We start from the raw sequence: 16,112 nt of genomic DNA, 5'->3' as shown, positions 1-16,112 counted from the left end.
GCATGGGTGACGCGGTGGAACTGGAAGTGGCGGGCCGGACCGTACGCCTGTCCAGCCCGGACAAGGTCTTCTTCCCCGAGCGCGGATTCACCAAGCTGGACCTCGCCCGGTACTACGCCGCCGTCGGCCCCGGCATCCTGCGCGCCCTGCGCGACCGCCCCACCACCCTCGAACGCTACCCGGACGGCGTCGGCGGCGAGTGGTTCTACCAGAAGCGCGCCCCCAAGGGCATGCCCGACTGGATCCCGACCGCCCACATCACCTTCCCCAGCGGCCGCAGCGCGGACGAGATGTGCCCCACGGAGGAGGCCGCCGTCGTGTGGGCCGCCCAGTACGGCACGCTCACCTTCCACCCCTGGCCGGTGCGCCGCACCGCGGTCGACCACCCGGACGAACTGCGCATCGACCTCGACCCGCAGCCCGGCACCGACTACGCCGACGCCGTCCGCGCCGCCCACGAACTGCGCGAGGTGCTGCACGAGTACGGCGGCCTGCGCGGCTGGCCGAAGACCTCCGGCGGCCGGGGCCTGCACGTCTTCGTGCCCATCGAACCGCGCTGGACCTTCACCCAGGTGCGGCGCGCCGCGATCGCGGTCGGCCGGGAGATGGAACGCCGGATGCCCGAGCAGGTCACCATCAAGTGGTGGAAGGAGGAACGCGGCGCACGCATCTTCATCGACTACAACCAGACCGCCCGCGACCGCACCATCGCCTCCGCCTACTCCGTACGGCCCCGCCCGCACGCCCCCGTCTCCGCGCCCCTGCGCTGGGAGGAGGTCGGCGAGGCCGGTCCCCGCGACTTCGACCTCGCCACCATGCCGGCCCGCTTCGCCGAACTCGGTGACGTGCACGCCGACATGGACGACCACGCCTACTCCCTGGAGGCGCTCCTGGAGCTGGCCGGCCGCGACGAACACGATCACGGCCTGGGCGACCTGCCCTACCCCCCGGAATACCCGAAGATGCCGGGCGAACCGAAACGCGTCCAGCCGAGCCGCGCCCGCCGGGAAGGCACGGGCTGAGGCCTATCCGCCGGCCCCCGCCACGATCCGCCGGCAGTCCGTGAGCAGGGCGACGTCCGCGGCGACGTCGTAGCGCATGTTGCCTCGGGAGCCGTTGTTGTTGTGGCGGCGGGGGGAGGCCAGTTCCGCGCGTATCAGGGGCAGGGCCGGAGCGGCGGCGGGGCCCATGTCGGCCAGGCAGGCGGCCATGGTGGGGCGTTCCGCCGGGGTGGCCGGCCACTGGTCGAGGAGCACGGGCAGAACGCTCTGAGGATCTTCGGTGATCCGCCAGAGGGCGACGGCCGAGCGGGCGGGGCTGTGGTCGGCCGCGATCAGCCCGCGCAGCCGGGGCGCGAGCGGAGCGCCCGCCGTACCGAGCGCCTCGGTCAGGCGTATCGCGGCGGACCACTGCCACCACGTCGGCGCCGACAGGGCGTCGTCGACCACCGGCAGCACCGCCTCCGCGTCGCCCGTCAGCGACCACAGGGCCTCGGCGACATGGATCCGGTGCCGGTCCGCGAGGGCGCCGTCGCGCCACAGCCGGCGCACGAGCGGGGTCGCCTCGGCCGCCCGGGAGCCGTACCGGGACAGGGCCAGCAGCACCTCCTCCGTCGTGCACAGGTGTGCGGCGTTGCCCAGAACGTCGAGGAGCAGGGGCACCGACTCCTCGTGGCGGAGGGCGGCCAGGGCCCGGACGAGGTGGTCCAGGTCGGCGCCCGGTGCGCGGGGGTCCAGCTCGGCCAGCCGGCCGTGCAGGACCGGGGCGAGCGGAGCCGCCCCCTCGGGGCCGAGTGCCTCGATCCACCGGGACAGACGCTCGGGTATCTCCACCACTTCCAGGATGTGGGTGAGCGCCGGCACGATCCGGTCGTCGCCCTGCAGGGCCAGCACCTCGAAGGCCATGCCGACGGCCAGTTCCCGGAACGGTGTGCCGGTCTCCAGCGGACGGCTGTCCCAGCTCTCCAGGTAGGCCGCCACCGCCTCGGACACCCGGTGTGCGGCGGGCGCCAGGTACCGCAGCTCGGACAGCACCTCCTTCTGCAGGCGCAGGTCGTCGTCGGCGAGCAGCCGGGCCAGCGCCAGCAGCGGCTCGTCGTCGGGGGCCCGCCAACCGGTGAGCAGCCGCCCCGCCACGCCGACGGCCTGCCTGCGCTGACGGGGGCTCGGGCTGCCCAACTGGCCCACCAGAAGGGGGAAGCGCACGTCGACGCGGTCGCCCAGGGCCATGTGCAGCTCGTCGACCAGCTCCGCCGTGTCGTCGAGGCCGAGGCTGCGGCGGTGCTCCGCCTCCAGCTCGCGCACCTGCGAGATGAGGGTGTCGGTGCGCGGCCGCTCCGGCGCGTCCGGCGGCGGCCCCAGTTCGTCCGTCTCCCGGGCCAGCCGCAACACGTCCAGCGCGACGGCGGCCGCGTCCGGGGGGAGTTCACCGGGCGCGCAGCGCGCCAGCCGGGCCAGAGCCGTCATCCGCAGCCGGGGATCGGGGGTCCCGGACACCAGCTCCCGCAGCACCCGGGCCGCCTCGGCGCCCAGGCCGGCCGGATGCCGCAGGGCCAGGGTGCCCAGGGCACGCGCCAGCGCTCTCGCTGCCCCGGGGTCGGTCTCGGCCGGCAGACGGTCGCACAGGGCGCCGAACACCAGCGCCGGGTCCGGGTGCAACCGGGCGAGGGCACCCGGTACGGCGGCACGCACCCCCGGATCCGGGTCGCCGAGCAGCCCGAGGAAGGTCCCCGCGCGGTCGCGGACCATGTCGCGCGCCACGAAGAAGTGCCTCAGCCACTCCTCGTGCCGGTCCTCGTCGAACTCCCCGGCGAACCCGTCCTCGTCGGCGTCCCCCTCGTCCCCCTCGGGCCCCTCGTCCTCCTCCGAGGCGTGCGCGATGCTGCACAGCAGGCCGATCACGGCGCCCCGGTCGCCGACCGACGGATGCGCGATCAGCTCGAACAGGAACGGGACGCACGCCACCGTGCTGTCGTAGACGTCCCCCTGGTGGTGCACCGCGCCGTACATGCCGTCCAGCGCGATCTCCCGGCGCTCCGGATCGTCCGACGCCAGCCCCCACAGCAACTCCGGCACATCGGTCGCCGACTTCGTGTACGCGTGCCCCATCGACGCCCAGTCGACGTCGTCGATCCCCCTGAACACCCTGCCTCCCCGTGGTCCGTGGCGCCCGTTCCGCCACTGGTCACAGAATGCAGCACGGCACTGACAACGGGCCGGGGCTGTGGACGACCGGCCTGTGGACAACGGTCCCGTGGACGACGGCCCCCGCGCGTGGCGCAACCCTTTTTCCGGGCCGTACGCACGTACGGCGGCGCGGTTATCCTGATCGCCCGCCGCCGATGAGGAGTCCCGAAGTGACCGAGGCAGTGTCGCGTCCCACGCTGGAGGCCGTGGCCGCGCGGGCCGGGGTGTCCCGGGCCACCGTGTCACGGGTCGTCAACGGCGGGGACGGGGTGAGGGAGCCGCTGGCCGAACGGGTCCGGCAGGCGGTCGAGGAGCTCGGCTACGTGCCGAACCAGGCCGCGCGCAGCCTGGTCACCAAGCGGCACGACGCCGTCGCCGTCGTCATCGCCGAACCCGAGGCGCGGGTCTTCGCCGACCCCTTCTTCGCCCTGCAACTGCGCGGGATCAGCAAGGAGCTGACGGCCCACGACAACCAGCTCGTGCTGCTGCTCACCGAGGGCCGCGCCGACCACGCCCGCGTGGCCCGCTACCTCGCCGGAGGCCATGTCGACGGCGCGCTCGTCTTCTCCCTCCACCTCGACGACCCGCTGCCCGGCCTGATCCGGAAGGCGGGTGTGCCCACCGTGTTCGGCGGGCGTCCCGACTGGAGCGACGGCGGTCCGGGACCGGTGTACGTCGACAGCGACAACCGGGGCGGTGCCCGCGAGGCCGTGCGTCACCTGGTGGGTCTCGGCCGGACCCGGATCGCGCACATCACCGGGGCGCTGGACCAGACCTCGGCGGTGGACCGGCTCGACGGGTACCGGGACGTCATGGGGGACGCCGATCCGCGGCTCGTGGTGGAGAGCGACTTCACCCCGAGTGGCGGCGAACGCGCCATGCGTGAACTGCTCGACCGCTGCCCGGACGTGGACGCGGTGTTCGCCGCCAACGACCTGACCGCGCTCGGTGCCCTGCGCGTGCTGCGCGAGCACGGCCGTCGGGTACCGGACGACGTGGCCGTGATCGGCTTCGACGACGTGCTGCCCGTCGCCGAACAGGCCGAGCCGCCGCTGACCACGGTCCGTCAGGACATAGAGGAGATGGGCCGGCTGATGGCCCGCCTGCTGCTGCGCGGCCGCGTCGGCGATACGCCCGGCGCGGCTCCCGCGGAGGCGTCCGGCGACGGCGTGGTTCTGCCGACCACGCTGATACGGCGCGCGTCCGCCTGACGACCTGGGCCGCGGCGTCCGGCGGCGCGGCCTCTCGGCGCCTCGGCTTCCCGCCGGCTCAGCCCTGCGGGGTCTCGCTCCTGATCACCGCGAAGCGGGCGCCGTACGGGTCGGCGAGCCTGGCCATGCGGCCGACGCCCGCCACCGTCGTCGCCGGCACGCGCACCGTGCCGCCCAGCCGCTGCGCCTCCTCGACGACGGCGTCGGTGTCCTCGACCGCGAAGTACGGCAGCCAGTAGGGGCCCGCCGCCGCTTCCGTCGGGTCGTCGGCCAGCGGGACCATCCCGCCGAACATCGCGTCGTCGCCGGCACCGCTCGGGTTGACACAGGTGTAGGTGCCGCCCGGGAACGGCACGCCCGAGGTCTCCAGGCCCAGGACGCGGTGGTAGAAGGCCGCGGCCGCAGCGATGTCCGCCGTGTACAGCTCGACCCAGCACAGCGCGCCCGGTTCGTCCGCCGCGTCCACGCCCCTGGTCCGCCCCGGCTGCCAGATGCCGAACCGCACGCCGGCCTGGTCGGCGAGGACCGCCATGTGCCCCTGGCCCATCACGTCGAGGGGCGGGAACAGCACCCGGCCGTGCGCCTGTTCGGCGGCCGTCGCGGTGGCCTGCGCGTCCTGGCTCTGGAAGTACACCGTCCAGGCCGGCGGCCCCTGGTCCGGGCCGGTCCGCATGCCGCCGGCGACCGTGCGGCCGTCCAGCCGGAAGAAGCCGTAGCCACCGGCGTCCGGCCCCGCCGACTCGAACCGCCAGCCGAAGAGACCGCCGTAGAAGGCGAGAGCGCCGTCGAGGTCGGGGGTGGCGACGTCGAGCCAGTTGGGCGCGCCGTCGACGAAACGGGTGGTGAGCATCATCGCCCTCCTTGAAAGGGGGCCCGGGAGCCGGGTCCGGTCCTTAGCACCGTCGAGTCTGGCACCGCCCACCGACACCGCGTGGCAGGTGCCACCGCGCGCCGCGTTCACCGGGTCCTGGTTTCGTGCCCGCCGGCCCCTGTTCCCGCGCCCACCCGGCCCCGTTCCGGGACACACGGCCCCGCTCCCGCGCCCCCGCCCACCCGTGAGGCTGCCGTGCGCACCGGCGAGGCTCCCGCGCTCACCCGCCGGCTCCCGCGCGCCCCGGGCAGCGCACCGTACGTGCCCCGCCGTGCCGCCCGTCCGCGGTTTTCCCGCCGACTCCCGGTCGTTCCCGCGCGCCGCCGTGCTCCGCCCGGCTCGGGGGGAGCATCATCAGGTCGGCCGGGGGGTTCGGGCGGTGCCGTTGATCCGGCGTTGATCGAACGTTTTTCCGCGCACGGCACGATCCTTGCCATGCAGCTCGAAACCATCACCCCGGCCGGCCTCGCCTGGCAGACGCAGGCCCTGTGCGCGCAGACCGGGGCCGACTTCTTCTTTCCCGAGCCCGGCAGCTCGGTGCGCGAGGCGAAGCGCATCTGCGGCATGTGCGAGATGCGCTCGGCCTGCCTCGACTACGCGCTCGACAACGACGAACGCTTCGGCGTCTGGGGCGGCCTCTCCGAGAAGGAACGGCTCGCCCTGCGCCGCACCTCGCGCTGACCCGCCCCGCTCACCACCGCGGGGCCGGGCCGGCTCCCGGGGTCAGCGCTCGCCGCGGGCGGCCATCCGGGCCCTGCGGGCGGCCAGCCGCTCGTCGAACTTGAGGGCCTCCGCGTCCAGGCCGCCCATGAACAGCCCCAGCTCCTCCTGCGCCTGACGGCCCTCGGGGCCCAGGCCGTCGATCTCCATGATCTTCAGGAAGCGCAGCACGGGCTGCAGGACGTCGTCGTGGTGGATGCGCAGGTTGTAGACCTCGCCGATCGCCATCTGCGCGGCGGCCCGCTCGAAGCCGGGGATGCCGTGGCCGGGCATGCGGAAGTCGACCACGACGTCACGGACCGCCTGCATGGTCAGGTCGGGGGCGAGCTCGAAGGCGGCCTTCAGCAGGTTGCGGTAGAAGACCATGTGCAGGTTCTCGTCGGTCGCGATGCGCGCCAGCATCCGGTCGCAGACCGGGTCGCCGGACTGGTGACCGGTGTTGCGGTGGGAGATGCGGGTGGCCAGCTCCTGGAAGGCGACGTAGGCGACCGAGTGCAGCATCGAGTGCCGGTTGTCGGACTCGAAGCCCTCGCTCATGTGGGACATGCGGAACTGCTCCAGCTTGTCCGGGTCGACCGCGCGCGAGGTGAGCAGGTAGTCGCGCATCACGATGCCGTGCCGGCCCTCCTCGGCCGTCCAGCGGTGCACCCAGGTGCCCCAGGCGCCGTCGCGGCCGAACAGCGAGGCGATCTCGTGGTGGTAGCTGGGCAGGTTGTCCTCGGTCAGCAGGTTGACCACGAGGGCGATCCGGCCGATCTCCGTGACCTTGGAGTGCTCCTTCTCCCACGCCTGCCCGTCCTCGAACAGGCCCGGGAAGTTGCGGCCGTCGCTCCACGGCACGTACTCGTGCGGCATCCAGTCCTTGGCGACCTTCAGATGCCGGTTCAGCTCGGTCTCGACCACTTCCTCCAGTGCGTACAGCAGCTTCGCGTCGGTCCAGACGGACGGGCTGCCGAGGTGAGGGGAGGTGATCGTCACGGGAACTCCAGGGGGACGCCGTACGGGGGGCAGTGAAGGAGAGGAAGGAGAAAGAGGGAACGAGCGACAAGGGGGACGGTCCGGCGAGCGGTGCCGGGAAACCTACGAGATCGTAGGCTACGAGATCGTAGGCTACGAAGCCGTAGGTTACGAAGCCGTAGGTTAAGACCGTCGTAAAGATTGCTGATCAACGGCCCCGGACATGTCGTTCCCGGGGATGCGGAACAGCCCCGAGACTCGCAGGTCCCAGGGCGGTCCGGGGGAGGGGATCAGCCGGTCAGGCGTAGAGCTCCCGCATCCGCACCGAGAGGCACGTCACACATCCTTCGAGCTTCTCGAACTCGCCGATGTCCACCGTGACCACCTCCAGGCCCAGACTGGTCAGCAGCTCCGCCGTCCGCGGGGCGCTCGCCGCCATCAGCACCCGGTGGCCGCCGAGCAGCACCACGTGCGCGCCGGACTCCTCCGGCACCGACAGGAACCGGGGGAACAGCGACGGCCGGTCGACGAGGGGGATGTGCCCGATGACCGTCCCGTCCGGCAGCGCGGTGACCGCCGACTTCAGGTGCAGCACCTTGCTCACCGGTACGGCCACCACCCGCGCGCCGAGCGGCTCGAAGGCGGCCCGCACCTGCTGCACCCCCGCCGCGTTGGTGCGCCCGCCCCGGCCGACGTAGACGGTGTCGCCGACCTTCAGCACGTCACCGCCGTCCAGAGTGCCGGGCTCCCACACCCAGTTCACCGAGCAGCCGAGCCGGGCCACCGCCTCCTCGACGCCGGCGGTCTCCGCGCGCCGGGACTCGGCGCCGGGCCGGGTGATGAGGGCCACGTTCCGGTACATCACGACGGTGTCCTCGACGAACACCGAGTCGGGGCAGTCGTCCTCCGGGTCGACCTCGATCGTCTCCCAGCCGTGCGCGCCGAGCGCCTCGACGTAGGCCTCCCACTGCTCGACGGCGAGGTCCGGGTCGACCTTCTCCCGCTCGATGTGCGTCACCAGGCCCTCGGCGAGGCGCGGGCTGGGACGGCGGACGAGGGCCTTCTTGCTGGGCACGAGGGACCTTTCGAATCGGCGGTGCGGTCCGGCGCCGGTCGAGCGGCGCCGGTCCGCCATCATGCAGCGCGCCCCGGCCGGGACAAAACCCCTTGTTGTCAGGCCGTGCCCCACCCGCAACACCCCCGCCGCTCGGCTAGGCCGGGCCGGCGAGCGCGTCGGGCGTGGTCTCCTTGAGTTCTCCTTCCTCCATCAGCAGCCACCGGGTGATGCCGATGGACTCCAGGAACGGCAGGTCGTGGCTGGCGACGAGCAGGGCGCCCTCGTACGACTCCAGGGCCGTGGTCAGCTGCCGGACGCTGGCCATGTCGAGGTTGTTGGTCGGTTCGTCCAGCAGGAGCAGCTGGGGCGCGGGCTCGGCGAGCATCAGGGCGGCCAGGGCCGCCCGGAAGCGCTCGCCGCCGGAGAGCGTCCCGGCCCTCTGGTCGGCCCGCGCGCCTCGGAACAGGAAGCGCGCGAGCCGCGCCCTGATCCGGTTGTTGGTCGCGCCGGGCGCGAACCGGGCCACGTTCTCGGCGACCGTCAGCTCGTCGTCGAGCACGTCCAGGCGCTGCGGCAGAAACCGCGAAGGGACGTGCGTCCGCGCCTCCCCGGACACCGCGGCCAGCTCCCCGGCCACGGTCCGCAGCAGGGTCGTCTTGCCGGAGCCGTTGCGTCCGACGAGTGCGATCCGCTCCGGGCCGCGCAGGTCGAGGACACCCTCGACGCGCGCCCCGTAGGCCAGCTGGAGCTTCTCCAGGGTGAGCACCTGCCGGCCGGGCGGTACGGCCGTGTACGGCAGGTCGACGCGGATCTCGTCGTCGTCCCGTACGGCGTCCGCCGCCTCGTCCAGCCGCTCCCTGGCGTCGGCGAGCCGCTCCTCGTGCATGATGCGGTGCTTGCCCGCGGACTCCTGGGCGGCGCGTTTGCGCGCCCCCATGACGATCTTGGGTTCGCGTTTCTGCTCGAACATCTTCTGCCCGTACCGCTTGCGGCGGGCCAGTTTGACGTGGGCGTCGGCTAGTTCGCGCTTCTGCTTGCGCACGTCCGCCTCGGCGACCCGGAGCGTCCGCTCGGCCGCCTCCTGTTCCACGGCGAGCGCCTCCTCGTAGGCCGAGAAGTTGCCGCCGTACCAGGTGACCTCGCCGGAGCGCAGCTCGGCGATCTGGTCCACCAGGTCCAGGAGTTCACGGTCGTGGCTGACCACGACGAGCACTCCGGACCAGGAGGCGACGGCCGCGTACAGGCGCCGGCGCGCGTACAGGTCGAGGTTGTTGGTGGGCTCGTCCAGCAGCAGGACGTCGGGCCGGCGCAGCAGGAGCGCGGCCAGGCGCAGCAGCACCGACTCGCCGCCGGAGACCTCGCCGACGGTGCGGTCCAGGCCGATGTGGCCGAGGCCGAGTTCGCCGAGGGTGACCAGGGCGCGCTCCTCGACGTCCCAGTCGTCGCCGATGGTCTCGAAGTGTTCCTCGGACGCGTCGCCCGCCTCGATGGCGTGCAGCGCGGCCCGCCGGGCGGCGATGCCGAGGGCCTCGTCGACGCGGAGGGTGGTGTCGAGGGTGACGTTCTGCGGCAGGTGGCCGATCTCGCCGGTCACCTTGACGGTGCCGTCGGCGGGCGTGAGTTCGCCCGCGATCAGCTTCAACAGGGTCGACTTCCCGGATCCGTTGACGCCGACGAGTCCCGTACGGCCGGGGCCGAAGGCGATGTCGAGGCCGTCGAGGACGGGGGTGCCGTCGGGCCAGGCGAAGGAGAGGGAGGTGCAGGTGAGGGATGATGACATACAGGCCTCGCGGTTGCTGGGTGCGGTCTGGCGAACGCGTGTCGAGACACCGCGAGGCGGAACCGAAGGGCCTGGGGCACGGGAGGGGCCGGGAGGGCCGGAGCGGCCATGAAAAAAGGGCCTGTGCCGAAGGACTGCTCGGACGCCGAGGTCGAACGCCACGCACACCTCACCGGTGTGAACGCGGTGTCTCAGGACCTCAGACGAGCAACGTCCTTCTCCAATCGGCGACAACAGGACCTCGTACAAGGTACGAGCGTCGCCGTGAGGGTGTCAACGCGATTGAGGGCGGGGCCGGGCGGGTCCGGCCGTACAGTCGGATTCCCGCCGGTGCCCGCCCTCCCGGGCTGGTTGGGTCGCCCCATGACGCTCACGTACCCGCTGCACGACCTCGCCCTGTCCTTCCGTGCCCTGCATGTGCCGGGCCGCCCCCTCGTCCTGCCCAACGCCTGGGACCCGGTGAGCGCGGCCGTCGTCGTGGAGGCGGGCGCCCCCGCCGTCGCGACCACCAGCGCCGGGCTCGCGTGGGCGCTCGGCGCCGCGGACGGCGACCGGCTCGACCGGGACCGCGCGCTCGCGGCCGTGGCCCGGATCGCCGAGGCCGTACGAGGGGTGGCGGTCAGCGCGGACATCGAGGGCGGCTACGCCGAGGACGCCGCCGGGGTCGCCGACACCGTGCGCGCGGCGGTCGTCGCGGGCGCGGTCGGCGTCAACATCGAGGACGGCCGCCACGGCGGGGGCGGGGAACCGCTGCGGCCGGTCGCCGAACAGGCGGAGCGGATCGCGGCCGCCCGCGCCGCCGCCGGCTCCGCGCGCGTGCCGCTGTTCGTCAACGCCCGGATCGACACGTTCCTGCGCGACGCCGGGGGAGTGGAGCCCACCCTGGAACGGGCCGCCGCCTACCTGGCCGCGGGCGCCGACGGGATCTTCGTCCCCGGGGCCGTCGACCCGGGGACGGTCAAGGCGCTCGTCGCGGGCATCGACGCACCGGTCAACGTGCTGGTGGGCCCCGGCGCGCCGGCGGTCGCCGAGTTCGCCGCGCTGGGCGTCGCCCGGATCAGCGGCGGGTCGAGCATCGCCGAGGCCGCGCACGCCCTGGTCCGCCGCGCCGCGCGGGAGCTGCTGCGGGAGGGGACCTACGGGGCGCTGGCCGGCGGGTTCGCCTACGGCGAGCTGAACGCGCTGCTCACGCGCGCGTAGTGCCGCGCGGGCGCCGCGGGCACACGGTCGGCCGGCGTGTCAGCAGGCGTCCCGCATCAGTTCGGCCAGGTCGTGGTCGAGGTCCAGCTGGAGGTGTTCGAGTCCGACGGGCACGAGGTTGCCGGTCGCCTCCAGGAAGCGGCGTATCTCGCCGGAGCGCACGTGCACGATCGCGGTGCCCTCGGGCGCGTGGAACTCCAGCACGGTGCGGTCGTAACCGTACGGCCGCACGCGCACGTCTCCGTAGCCCTCGGGGCCCCGCAGTCCGTCCGTGAGCAGCTCGCGGGAGAAGGTCCAGCAGACCTCGACGCCCTCCAGGGTGGCCGGGGCCGGGAAGGTCATGCGCACGGCGAACGGGTCGCGCCGGTCGTAGGACAGCGTCGCGGGAATGGTCGGCATGCGCGGGGCGGCGGCGACGAGGCGTGCCTCTACGGACTGCTCGATGGTGGACAACGCCTTGCTCCCTCGTGACGGCTGGACGTGTTCTCCGGGTGTGAGACCTGGCACTGGAAGAGACGACGGATTCGGCCGATCCGTGCACAGGGGGAACGAGTGACCTCGGTCACCGCGTTTCATGCACGCCGGGCACGGCTCGCGTGGGCACGCGCCCGGAGGTGCTCTGGACGGCGGGTGGCCGGTGGACTAGCTTCGCCCGCCATGAGGCGCTTGGGGAGCACGCGACGCGGGGGACGTTCGGGCCGGCTGGTGGCGGCGGGGGTGGCGTGCGCGGCGGCGCTGGCCGCGGTGGCCGTACCGGCCGCCGAGGCGGGACCGCTCGGGCACCGGGGCGTGCACTGGGAGGCCAAGGACAGCGGCACCCCTCAGGTGCGCTTCCGTGGCCTGTCCGCCGTGGACCGCGACACCGCCTGGCTGGCCGGCACCCAGGGCACCGTGCTGCGCACCACCGACGGCGGCACGAGCTGGCGGAACGTCTCTCCGCCCGGTGCGGGCGGCCTCCAGTTCCGGGACGTCGAGGCGTTCGACGCGCGGCACGCGGTGGTGCTGGCCATCGGCGAGGGCGAGGACTCCCGCGTCTACCGGACCGACGACGGCGGCGCCACCTGGACCGAGTCCTTCCGCAACACCGACCCGAGGGCCTTCTACGACTGCATGGCCTTCTTCGACCACCGGCACGGTCTGGCCATGAGCGACCCGGTGGACGGCAGGTTCCGCATCCTGTCCACCCGGGACGGCGGCCGCTCCTGGCGGGTGCTGCCCGCCGACGGCATGCCCGCCGCCCTCGACGGCGAGGCCGGCTTCGCGGCGAGCGGCCAGTGCCTGGTCACCTCCGGGCCGAAGGACGTGTGGCTGGCGACCGGCGGCGGCGCGCACGCGCGCGTGCTGCACTCCGCCGACCGCGGCCTGAACTGGACGGCCGCCGAGACCCCCGTCCCGGCGGGCGATCCGGCCAAGGGCGTCTTCGCGCTGGCCTTCCGCGACCGCACCCACGGCCTCGCGGTCGGCGGCGACTACCGCCCGGACCAGCCCTCGCCGCGGGCGGCCGCGGTCACCGCCGACGGCGGCCGCACCTGGCGCCCGGCCGCGACCCCGCCGCCCGCCTACCGCTCCGGCGCCGCCTGGCTCCCGTACAGCCGCGGCGCCGCGCTCGCCGTGGGGCCCGGCGGCACCGACCTGACCACCGACGGCGGCCGCACCTGGCGGACCGTCGACACCGGCTCGTACGACACCGTCGACTGCACCCCGGACCTGAGCTGCTGGGCGTCCGGCGAGCAAGGGCGGGTGGCCCGGCTGGAACGCTGACGTAACGGCGCGCGACCCGGGTACTCGTCCCCTGCCGCGGAGGATTCCGGTCATGACGGACTCCTGCCGCGAGGAGACGAGAGGAGCGATCATGCCAGCCGGTTCCAGCCCGAAGCGCGAACGCCAGTACGAGCACATCAAGAAGAGCGCACAGGACCGGGGCGAGAGCACCGGTCGCGCCGAGGAGATCGCCGCGCGGACCGTGAACAAGGAACGCGCCCGCGCGGGCGAGTCCAAGACCGCCAGCCGCAGCTCCACCGAGGACATGTCGTCCGGCAAGCGCGGCGGCCAGCGGTCCGGCAACCGGACCGGGCCCCAGGGCCCGACCCGCGACCAGCTCTACAACGAGGCCAAGCAGCGCGGCATCGAAGGCCGGTCGCACATGAACAAGGACGAGTTGCGGCGCGCGCTGGACTCGAAGAAGAGCTGACGGCGTCCCGGGGGCGGCCGGCGCCCCCGGGGGGTCAGCCCAGCGTCTGCCGGTGGGGTGCCAGCTCGGGGGCCGTCTTCGTGGCGATGAACTCCGTGACGCGGTACGCGCACACCCCGGCGACGACGAACGGGTCGCCCGCCACGACCTCCTCGATACGGGCGCGGTCCTCCGCGACGGCCAGGATCACGCCGCCCTCACGGGGGTTCTTGCGTCCGGAGGCCAGGAAGAAGCCCTTGTCGTACTGCTGGTCGAGCCAGGCGGAGTGCGCCGGCAGGACGGCGTCCACGGCGTCGAGCGGTGCGGTGTAGGACAGCTCCAGTACGAACATGATCGCGACCCTACCCCGGGGCCCGGCCGGGCGTCGGCGGACCGTACAGTCTTGGCCATCATGACGACCGTAGGCGTACCCGAGGGCTGGCCCGCCACCGAGGAGGAGGCGCGGGCCGTACAGGACGAACTGCGCGGACGGGTGGTGCTCGACGAGCCGGGCCCGCCGCCGGGGACGGGCACGGTCACGGGGGTCGACGTCGCCTACGACGACGACCTCGACCTCGTCGCCGCGGCGGCCGTGGTGCTGGACGCCGCCACGTGTGAGGTCGTCGCCGAGACGACGGCCGTCGGCCGGATCTCCTTCCCCTACGTGCCCGGGCTGCTCGCCTTCCGTGAGATCCCGACCGTGCGCGCCGCCCTGGACGCGCTGGAGCGTCCGCCGGGACTGGTCGTGTGCGACGGCTACGGCCTCGCCCACCCGCGCCGCTTCGGCCTCGCCAGCCACCTCGGCGTCCTCACCGGCCTGCCCACCATGGGCGTCGCCAAGAACCCCTTCACCTTCACCCACACCGACCCCGGGCCCACGCGGGGCTCCTCCGCCGCCCTCCTGGCCGGCACCGAGGAGGTCGGCCGCGCCCTGCGCACCCGGGACGGCGTCAAACCGGTCTACGTCTCCGTCGGCCACCGCGTCAGCCTGGACAACGCCCTGGCCCACACCCTCGCCCTGACCCCCGCCTACCGCCTCCCGGAGACCACACGCAGGGCGGACGCCCTGTGCCGACGGGCCCTGAAGGAGGCGACCCGGGTCCGGAACCCGCTCGCCGGGCGGGCGGCGGCCGACCCGGCCCGAGACTGGGGCCGCACCGTGTACGAGGGCCGGCGCGACCCGGTGGCCTGGGCCGGGCGGGTGCTCGCCGCGGCGGCCGGGCCGGGGCCCAGGCCGCCGGAGATCGAGGCCGCCCTGGAACTGGCCGCCGACCCCCTGAGGTGGAGCCGGGGCCGTGAGGTCTTCGGACTCGTCCGCCGCGGCACGCCGCTGCCCGACGAGCGCGCCCCCGAGACGCGGCTTCTGCTGTTCCGCCTCGCGGAACTCGTCGCCGAGGTCGCCCACAACGCGGCGGGCCCCGCACCCTTCTTCGACCACCACGCAGGCTGGGCCATCGGTCCCCTCGCCCACCGCCTCGCGCTCCTCACCGACGACGGCCCCACCCGCGACCGGATCGCGAACGCCGTGGGGGAGTGGCCGCCGCCCGCCTGAGTACCCGGTCTGAGTATCCCTACGGATGTGTGACCCCTGGGGTGGTCGGCATGGTGGGCCGCATGACGACACACCGTGCTGCCAAGCCGCTCGCCGACCCGGACAGGCCCGTCGAGCGGGCCGTGAACGCCGCGCTCCTGCCGGCCGTCCTCGCGGGGTTCGGCTGGATATGCGGGATGATCTACACCCTGGTGCGGTGGCCCCTGTAGAACGGCTGTCGACGCGGTCAGCGGATCGCCGCCACCCGGAAGGTGATGCCCGCCGCGCGCAGCCGCTCGGTGAGCGCGTCGCCCATGGCGACGGCCGTGGTGACCTGGCCCGCGGTCGGCGGCAGCGCGTCGAGGGCCAGGGCGAGGGCCGCCTCGGCGAACATCTTCGCCGTCTCGTCGTAGCCCGGGTCGCCGCCCGCGACCTCGGTGAAGACGCGCCGCCCGCCGCCCTCGCCGACGAAGCGCACCCGGAACCAGCTCTCCGCCCGCTTCTTCGCGTCGGGCCCGTCGCCGGGCCTGAGCCGGCCGGACAGCCAGCGCCGCACCGGCGGCAGTTGCGCGGCCACCGCGACCGCGCCCACGGCGGCGGCGCCCCCCGCGGCGACCGGCAGGTGCCGGACCGCCGCGTAGTGCCGGTAGCGGAAGTCGGGGCCGTACCGCTCCAGGGCCGTCGCGGAGCGGCGCACGATCTGCGGGTCGATGGTCGGCAGCGGCAGCGCCCAGGCGCCGACCTCCGGGGCGAACCGCGGCGCGCCCGCGGGCGCCGTCACCCGGCGCTCCAGCAGGCGCGGCTCGTGCCGGTGGCGTTCGCGGGCCGCCGCCACGAGCTGCCGGCCGCGCGCGAACTGGTTCAGCGCCGAGGCGAGCGTGCCCCCGGAGAAGGCCGCGTCGGCGGTCACGAACCCGTCCACGGTCAGCGGCACGCCCTCCGGCAGCTGCCGGACCGTGAAGTACACGCCCAGGTCGTGCGGCACGGAGTCGAAGCCGCAGGCGTGCACCAGGCGGGCGCCGGTCTCCCGCGCGCGTGCGTCGTGCCGGACGTACATCCGGTCCACGAACTCCGGCTCACCGGTCAGGTCGAGGTAGTCCGCCCCCGAGTCCGCACAGGCGGCGACGAGTTCCTCGCCGTAGCTGACGTAGGGCCCCACGGTCGTGGCCACCACGCGCGCGTGCTCGGCGAGCCGGCGCAGGGAGGCCGGGTCGCCGACCTCGGCCCGCAGCACCCCGATGCCGGAGCCGCCGGGCAGCCGCTCGCGCAGCCGCCGCAGCTTCATCTCGTCCCGGCCCGCGAGCGCCCAGCGCAGGCCCTCGGGGGCGTGGGCGGCGAGGTACTCCGCCGTGAGCGCGCCGACGAAGCCGGTGGCCCCGAAGAGCACGATGTCGTAGGGACGGTCCGTCCGATTCAGCCTGCTCATGACA

15 protein-coding genes and 1 pseudogene are annotated in these 16,112 nt (G+C 74.0%); 8 read left to right on the top strand and 8 right to left on the bottom strand.

Annotated features, from left to right (window positions below):
* Positions 1-2 precede the first annotated feature (2 nt).
* The gene (gene ligD, locus PV343_RS08035) at positions 3-1,022 is read left to right on the top strand and encodes a non-homologous end-joining DNA ligase (RefSeq protein WP_319146093.1); all 1,020 of its coding nucleotides are present in this window, start codon (positions 3-5) and stop codon (positions 1,020-1,022) included.
* Between the two features lie 3 nt (positions 1,023-1,025).
* Here the strand turns inward: ligD and PV343_RS08030 are convergent, their stop codons facing one another.
* Positions 1,026-3,143 carry a HEAT repeat domain-containing protein gene (locus tag PV343_RS08030; RefSeq protein WP_319146092.1) on the bottom strand — a complete coding sequence of 706 codons (2,118 nt, stop codon included), beginning with the start codon at positions 3,141-3,143 and terminating at the stop codon, positions 1,026-1,028.
* A gap of 212 nt (positions 3,144-3,355) precedes the next feature.
* Here PV343_RS08030 and PV343_RS08025 point away from each other — a divergent pair, with 212 nt between their 5' ends.
* On the top strand, positions 3,356-4,396 hold the full coding sequence (locus PV343_RS08025; RefSeq protein ID WP_319146091.1) for a LacI family DNA-binding transcriptional regulator: 1,041 nt from the start codon (positions 3,356-3,358) through the stop codon (positions 4,394-4,396).
* Positions 4,397-4,454: 58 nt separating this feature from the next.
* Here PV343_RS08025 and PV343_RS08020 read toward each other — a convergent pair whose 3' ends face one another.
* Complete coding sequence (locus PV343_RS08020) at positions 4,455-5,246, bottom strand: VOC family protein (protein ID WP_319146089.1); 792 nt, start codon at positions 5,244-5,246, stop codon at positions 4,455-4,457.
* A gap of 456 nt (positions 5,247-5,702) precedes the next feature.
* Here PV343_RS08020 and PV343_RS08015 point away from each other — a divergent pair, with 456 nt between their 5' ends.
* Positions 5,703-5,948 carry a WhiB family transcriptional regulator gene (locus PV343_RS08015; protein WP_319146088.1) on the top strand — a complete coding sequence of 82 codons (246 nt, stop codon included), beginning with the start codon at positions 5,703-5,705 and terminating at the stop codon, positions 5,946-5,948.
* Positions 5,949-5,990: 42 nt separating this feature from the next.
* On the opposite strand, the gene PV343_RS08010 is transcribed toward PV343_RS08015, so the two are convergent.
* The 3 genes from PV343_RS08010 to PV343_RS08000 form a co-directional block, all read right to left on the bottom strand.
* Complete coding sequence (locus PV343_RS08010; RefSeq protein WP_319146087.1) at positions 5,991-6,965, bottom strand: acyl-ACP desaturase; 975 nt, start codon at positions 6,963-6,965, stop codon at positions 5,991-5,993.
* 277 nt (positions 6,966-7,242) lie between these two features.
* Complete coding sequence (gene ddaH / locus PV343_RS08005) at positions 7,243-8,019, bottom strand: dimethylargininase (protein ID WP_319146086.1); 777 nt, start codon at positions 8,017-8,019, stop codon at positions 7,243-7,245.
* 136 nt (positions 8,020-8,155) lie between these two features.
* A complete protein-coding gene (locus tag PV343_RS08000; RefSeq protein WP_319146085.1) occupies positions 8,156-9,781 on the bottom strand; it encodes an ABC-F family ATP-binding cassette domain-containing protein in 1,626 nt (541 codons plus the stop codon).
* Positions 9,782-10,144: 363 nt separating this feature from the next.
* On the opposite strand from PV343_RS08000, the gene PV343_RS07995 reads away from it, so the two are divergent.
* A complete protein-coding gene (locus PV343_RS07995; protein ID WP_319146084.1) occupies positions 10,145-10,981 on the top strand; it encodes an isocitrate lyase/phosphoenolpyruvate mutase family protein in 837 nt (278 codons plus the stop codon).
* Positions 10,982-11,020: 39 nt separating this feature from the next.
* On the opposite strand, the gene PV343_RS07990 is transcribed toward PV343_RS07995, so the two are convergent.
* A complete protein-coding gene (locus tag PV343_RS07990; protein ID WP_319146083.1) occupies positions 11,021-11,434 on the bottom strand; it encodes an SsgA family sporulation/cell division regulator in 414 nt (137 codons plus the stop codon).
* Between the two features lie 204 nt (positions 11,435-11,638).
* Here PV343_RS07990 and PV343_RS07985 point away from each other — a divergent pair, with 204 nt between their 5' ends.
* Both PV343_RS07985 and PV343_RS07980 read left to right on the top strand, forming a co-directional pair.
* Positions 11,639-12,742, top strand: coding sequence for an oxidoreductase (locus PV343_RS07985; RefSeq protein WP_319146082.1), 1,104 nt, complete (start codon positions 11,639-11,641; stop codon positions 12,740-12,742).
* Between the two features lie 91 nt (positions 12,743-12,833).
* Positions 12,834-13,172 carry a plasmid stabilization protein gene (locus PV343_RS07980; RefSeq protein WP_133918945.1) on the top strand — a complete coding sequence of 113 codons (339 nt, stop codon included), beginning with the start codon at positions 12,834-12,836 and terminating at the stop codon, positions 13,170-13,172.
* 34 nt (positions 13,173-13,206) lie between these two features.
* On the opposite strand, the gene PV343_RS07975 is transcribed toward PV343_RS07980, so the two are convergent.
* Positions 13,207-13,503 carry a YciI family protein gene (locus PV343_RS07975; protein WP_319146080.1) on the bottom strand — a complete coding sequence of 99 codons (297 nt, stop codon included), beginning with the start codon at positions 13,501-13,503 and terminating at the stop codon, positions 13,207-13,209.
* A 60-nt stretch (positions 13,504-13,563) separates the two neighbouring features.
* Between PV343_RS07975 and PV343_RS07970 the strand changes: the two are divergent.
* Positions 13,564-14,247, top strand: a pseudogene (locus PV343_RS07970) (endonuclease V); the annotation flags it as partial.
* A 518-nt stretch (positions 14,248-14,765) separates the two neighbouring features.
* Positions 14,766-14,912 carry a morphogenic membrane protein MmpA gene (gene mmpA, locus PV343_RS07965; protein ID WP_319146079.1) on the top strand — a complete coding sequence of 49 codons (147 nt, stop codon included), beginning with the start codon at positions 14,766-14,768 and terminating at the stop codon, positions 14,910-14,912.
* A gap of 17 nt (positions 14,913-14,929) precedes the next feature.
* Here the strand turns inward: mmpA and PV343_RS07960 are convergent, their stop codons facing one another.
* The gene (locus PV343_RS07960; RefSeq protein WP_319146078.1) at positions 14,930-16,108 is read right to left on the bottom strand and encodes a saccharopine dehydrogenase family protein; all 1,179 of its coding nucleotides are present in this window, start codon (positions 16,106-16,108) and stop codon (positions 14,930-14,932) included.
* Between the last annotated feature and the right edge of the window lie 4 nt (positions 16,109-16,112).

This window comes from Streptomyces sp. WI03-4A (assembly GCF_033792105.1).
GTDB lineage: Bacteria > Actinomycetota > Actinomycetes > Streptomycetales > Streptomycetaceae > Streptomyces > Streptomyces collinus_A.
Note: the sequence above shows the minus strand (reverse complement) of the source record. Positions and strands in the feature narration are given on the sequence as shown.

Bases quoted from the DNA above. Each gene is read 5' to 3' on its own strand.
- ligD (WP_319146093.1), top strand. From the start codon at position 3: ATGGGTGACGCGGTGGAACTGGAAGTGGCGGGCCGGACCGTACGCCTG.
- PV343_RS08020 (WP_319146089.1), bottom strand. From the start codon at position 5,246: ATGCTCACCACCCGTTTCGTCGACGGCGCGCCCAACTGGCTCGACGTC.
- PV343_RS08015 (WP_319146088.1), top strand. From the start codon at position 5,703: ATGCAGCTCGAAACCATCACCCCGGCCGGCCTCGCCTGGCAGACGCAG.
- PV343_RS08000 (WP_319146085.1), bottom strand. From the start codon at position 9,781: ATGTCATCATCCCTCACCTGCACCTCCCTCTCCTTCGCCTGGCCCGAC.
- PV343_RS07995 (WP_319146084.1), top strand. From the start codon at position 10,145: ATGACGCTCACGTACCCGCTGCACGACCTCGCCCTGTCCTTCCGTGCC.
- PV343_RS07985 (WP_319146082.1), top strand. From the start codon at position 11,639: ATGAGGCGCTTGGGGAGCACGCGACGCGGGGGACGTTCGGGCCGGCTG.
- PV343_RS07980 (WP_133918945.1), top strand. From the start codon at position 12,834: ATGCCAGCCGGTTCCAGCCCGAAGCGCGAACGCCAGTACGAGCACATC.
- PV343_RS07975 (WP_319146080.1), bottom strand. From the start codon at position 13,503: ATGTTCGTACTGGAGCTGTCCTACACCGCACCGCTCGACGCCGTGGAC.
- mmpA (WP_319146079.1), top strand. From the start codon at position 14,766: ATGACGACACACCGTGCTGCCAAGCCGCTCGCCGACCCGGACAGGCCC.
- PV343_RS07960 (WP_319146078.1), bottom strand. From the start codon at position 16,108: ATGAGCAGGCTGAATCGGACGGACCGTCCCTACGACATCGTGCTCTTC.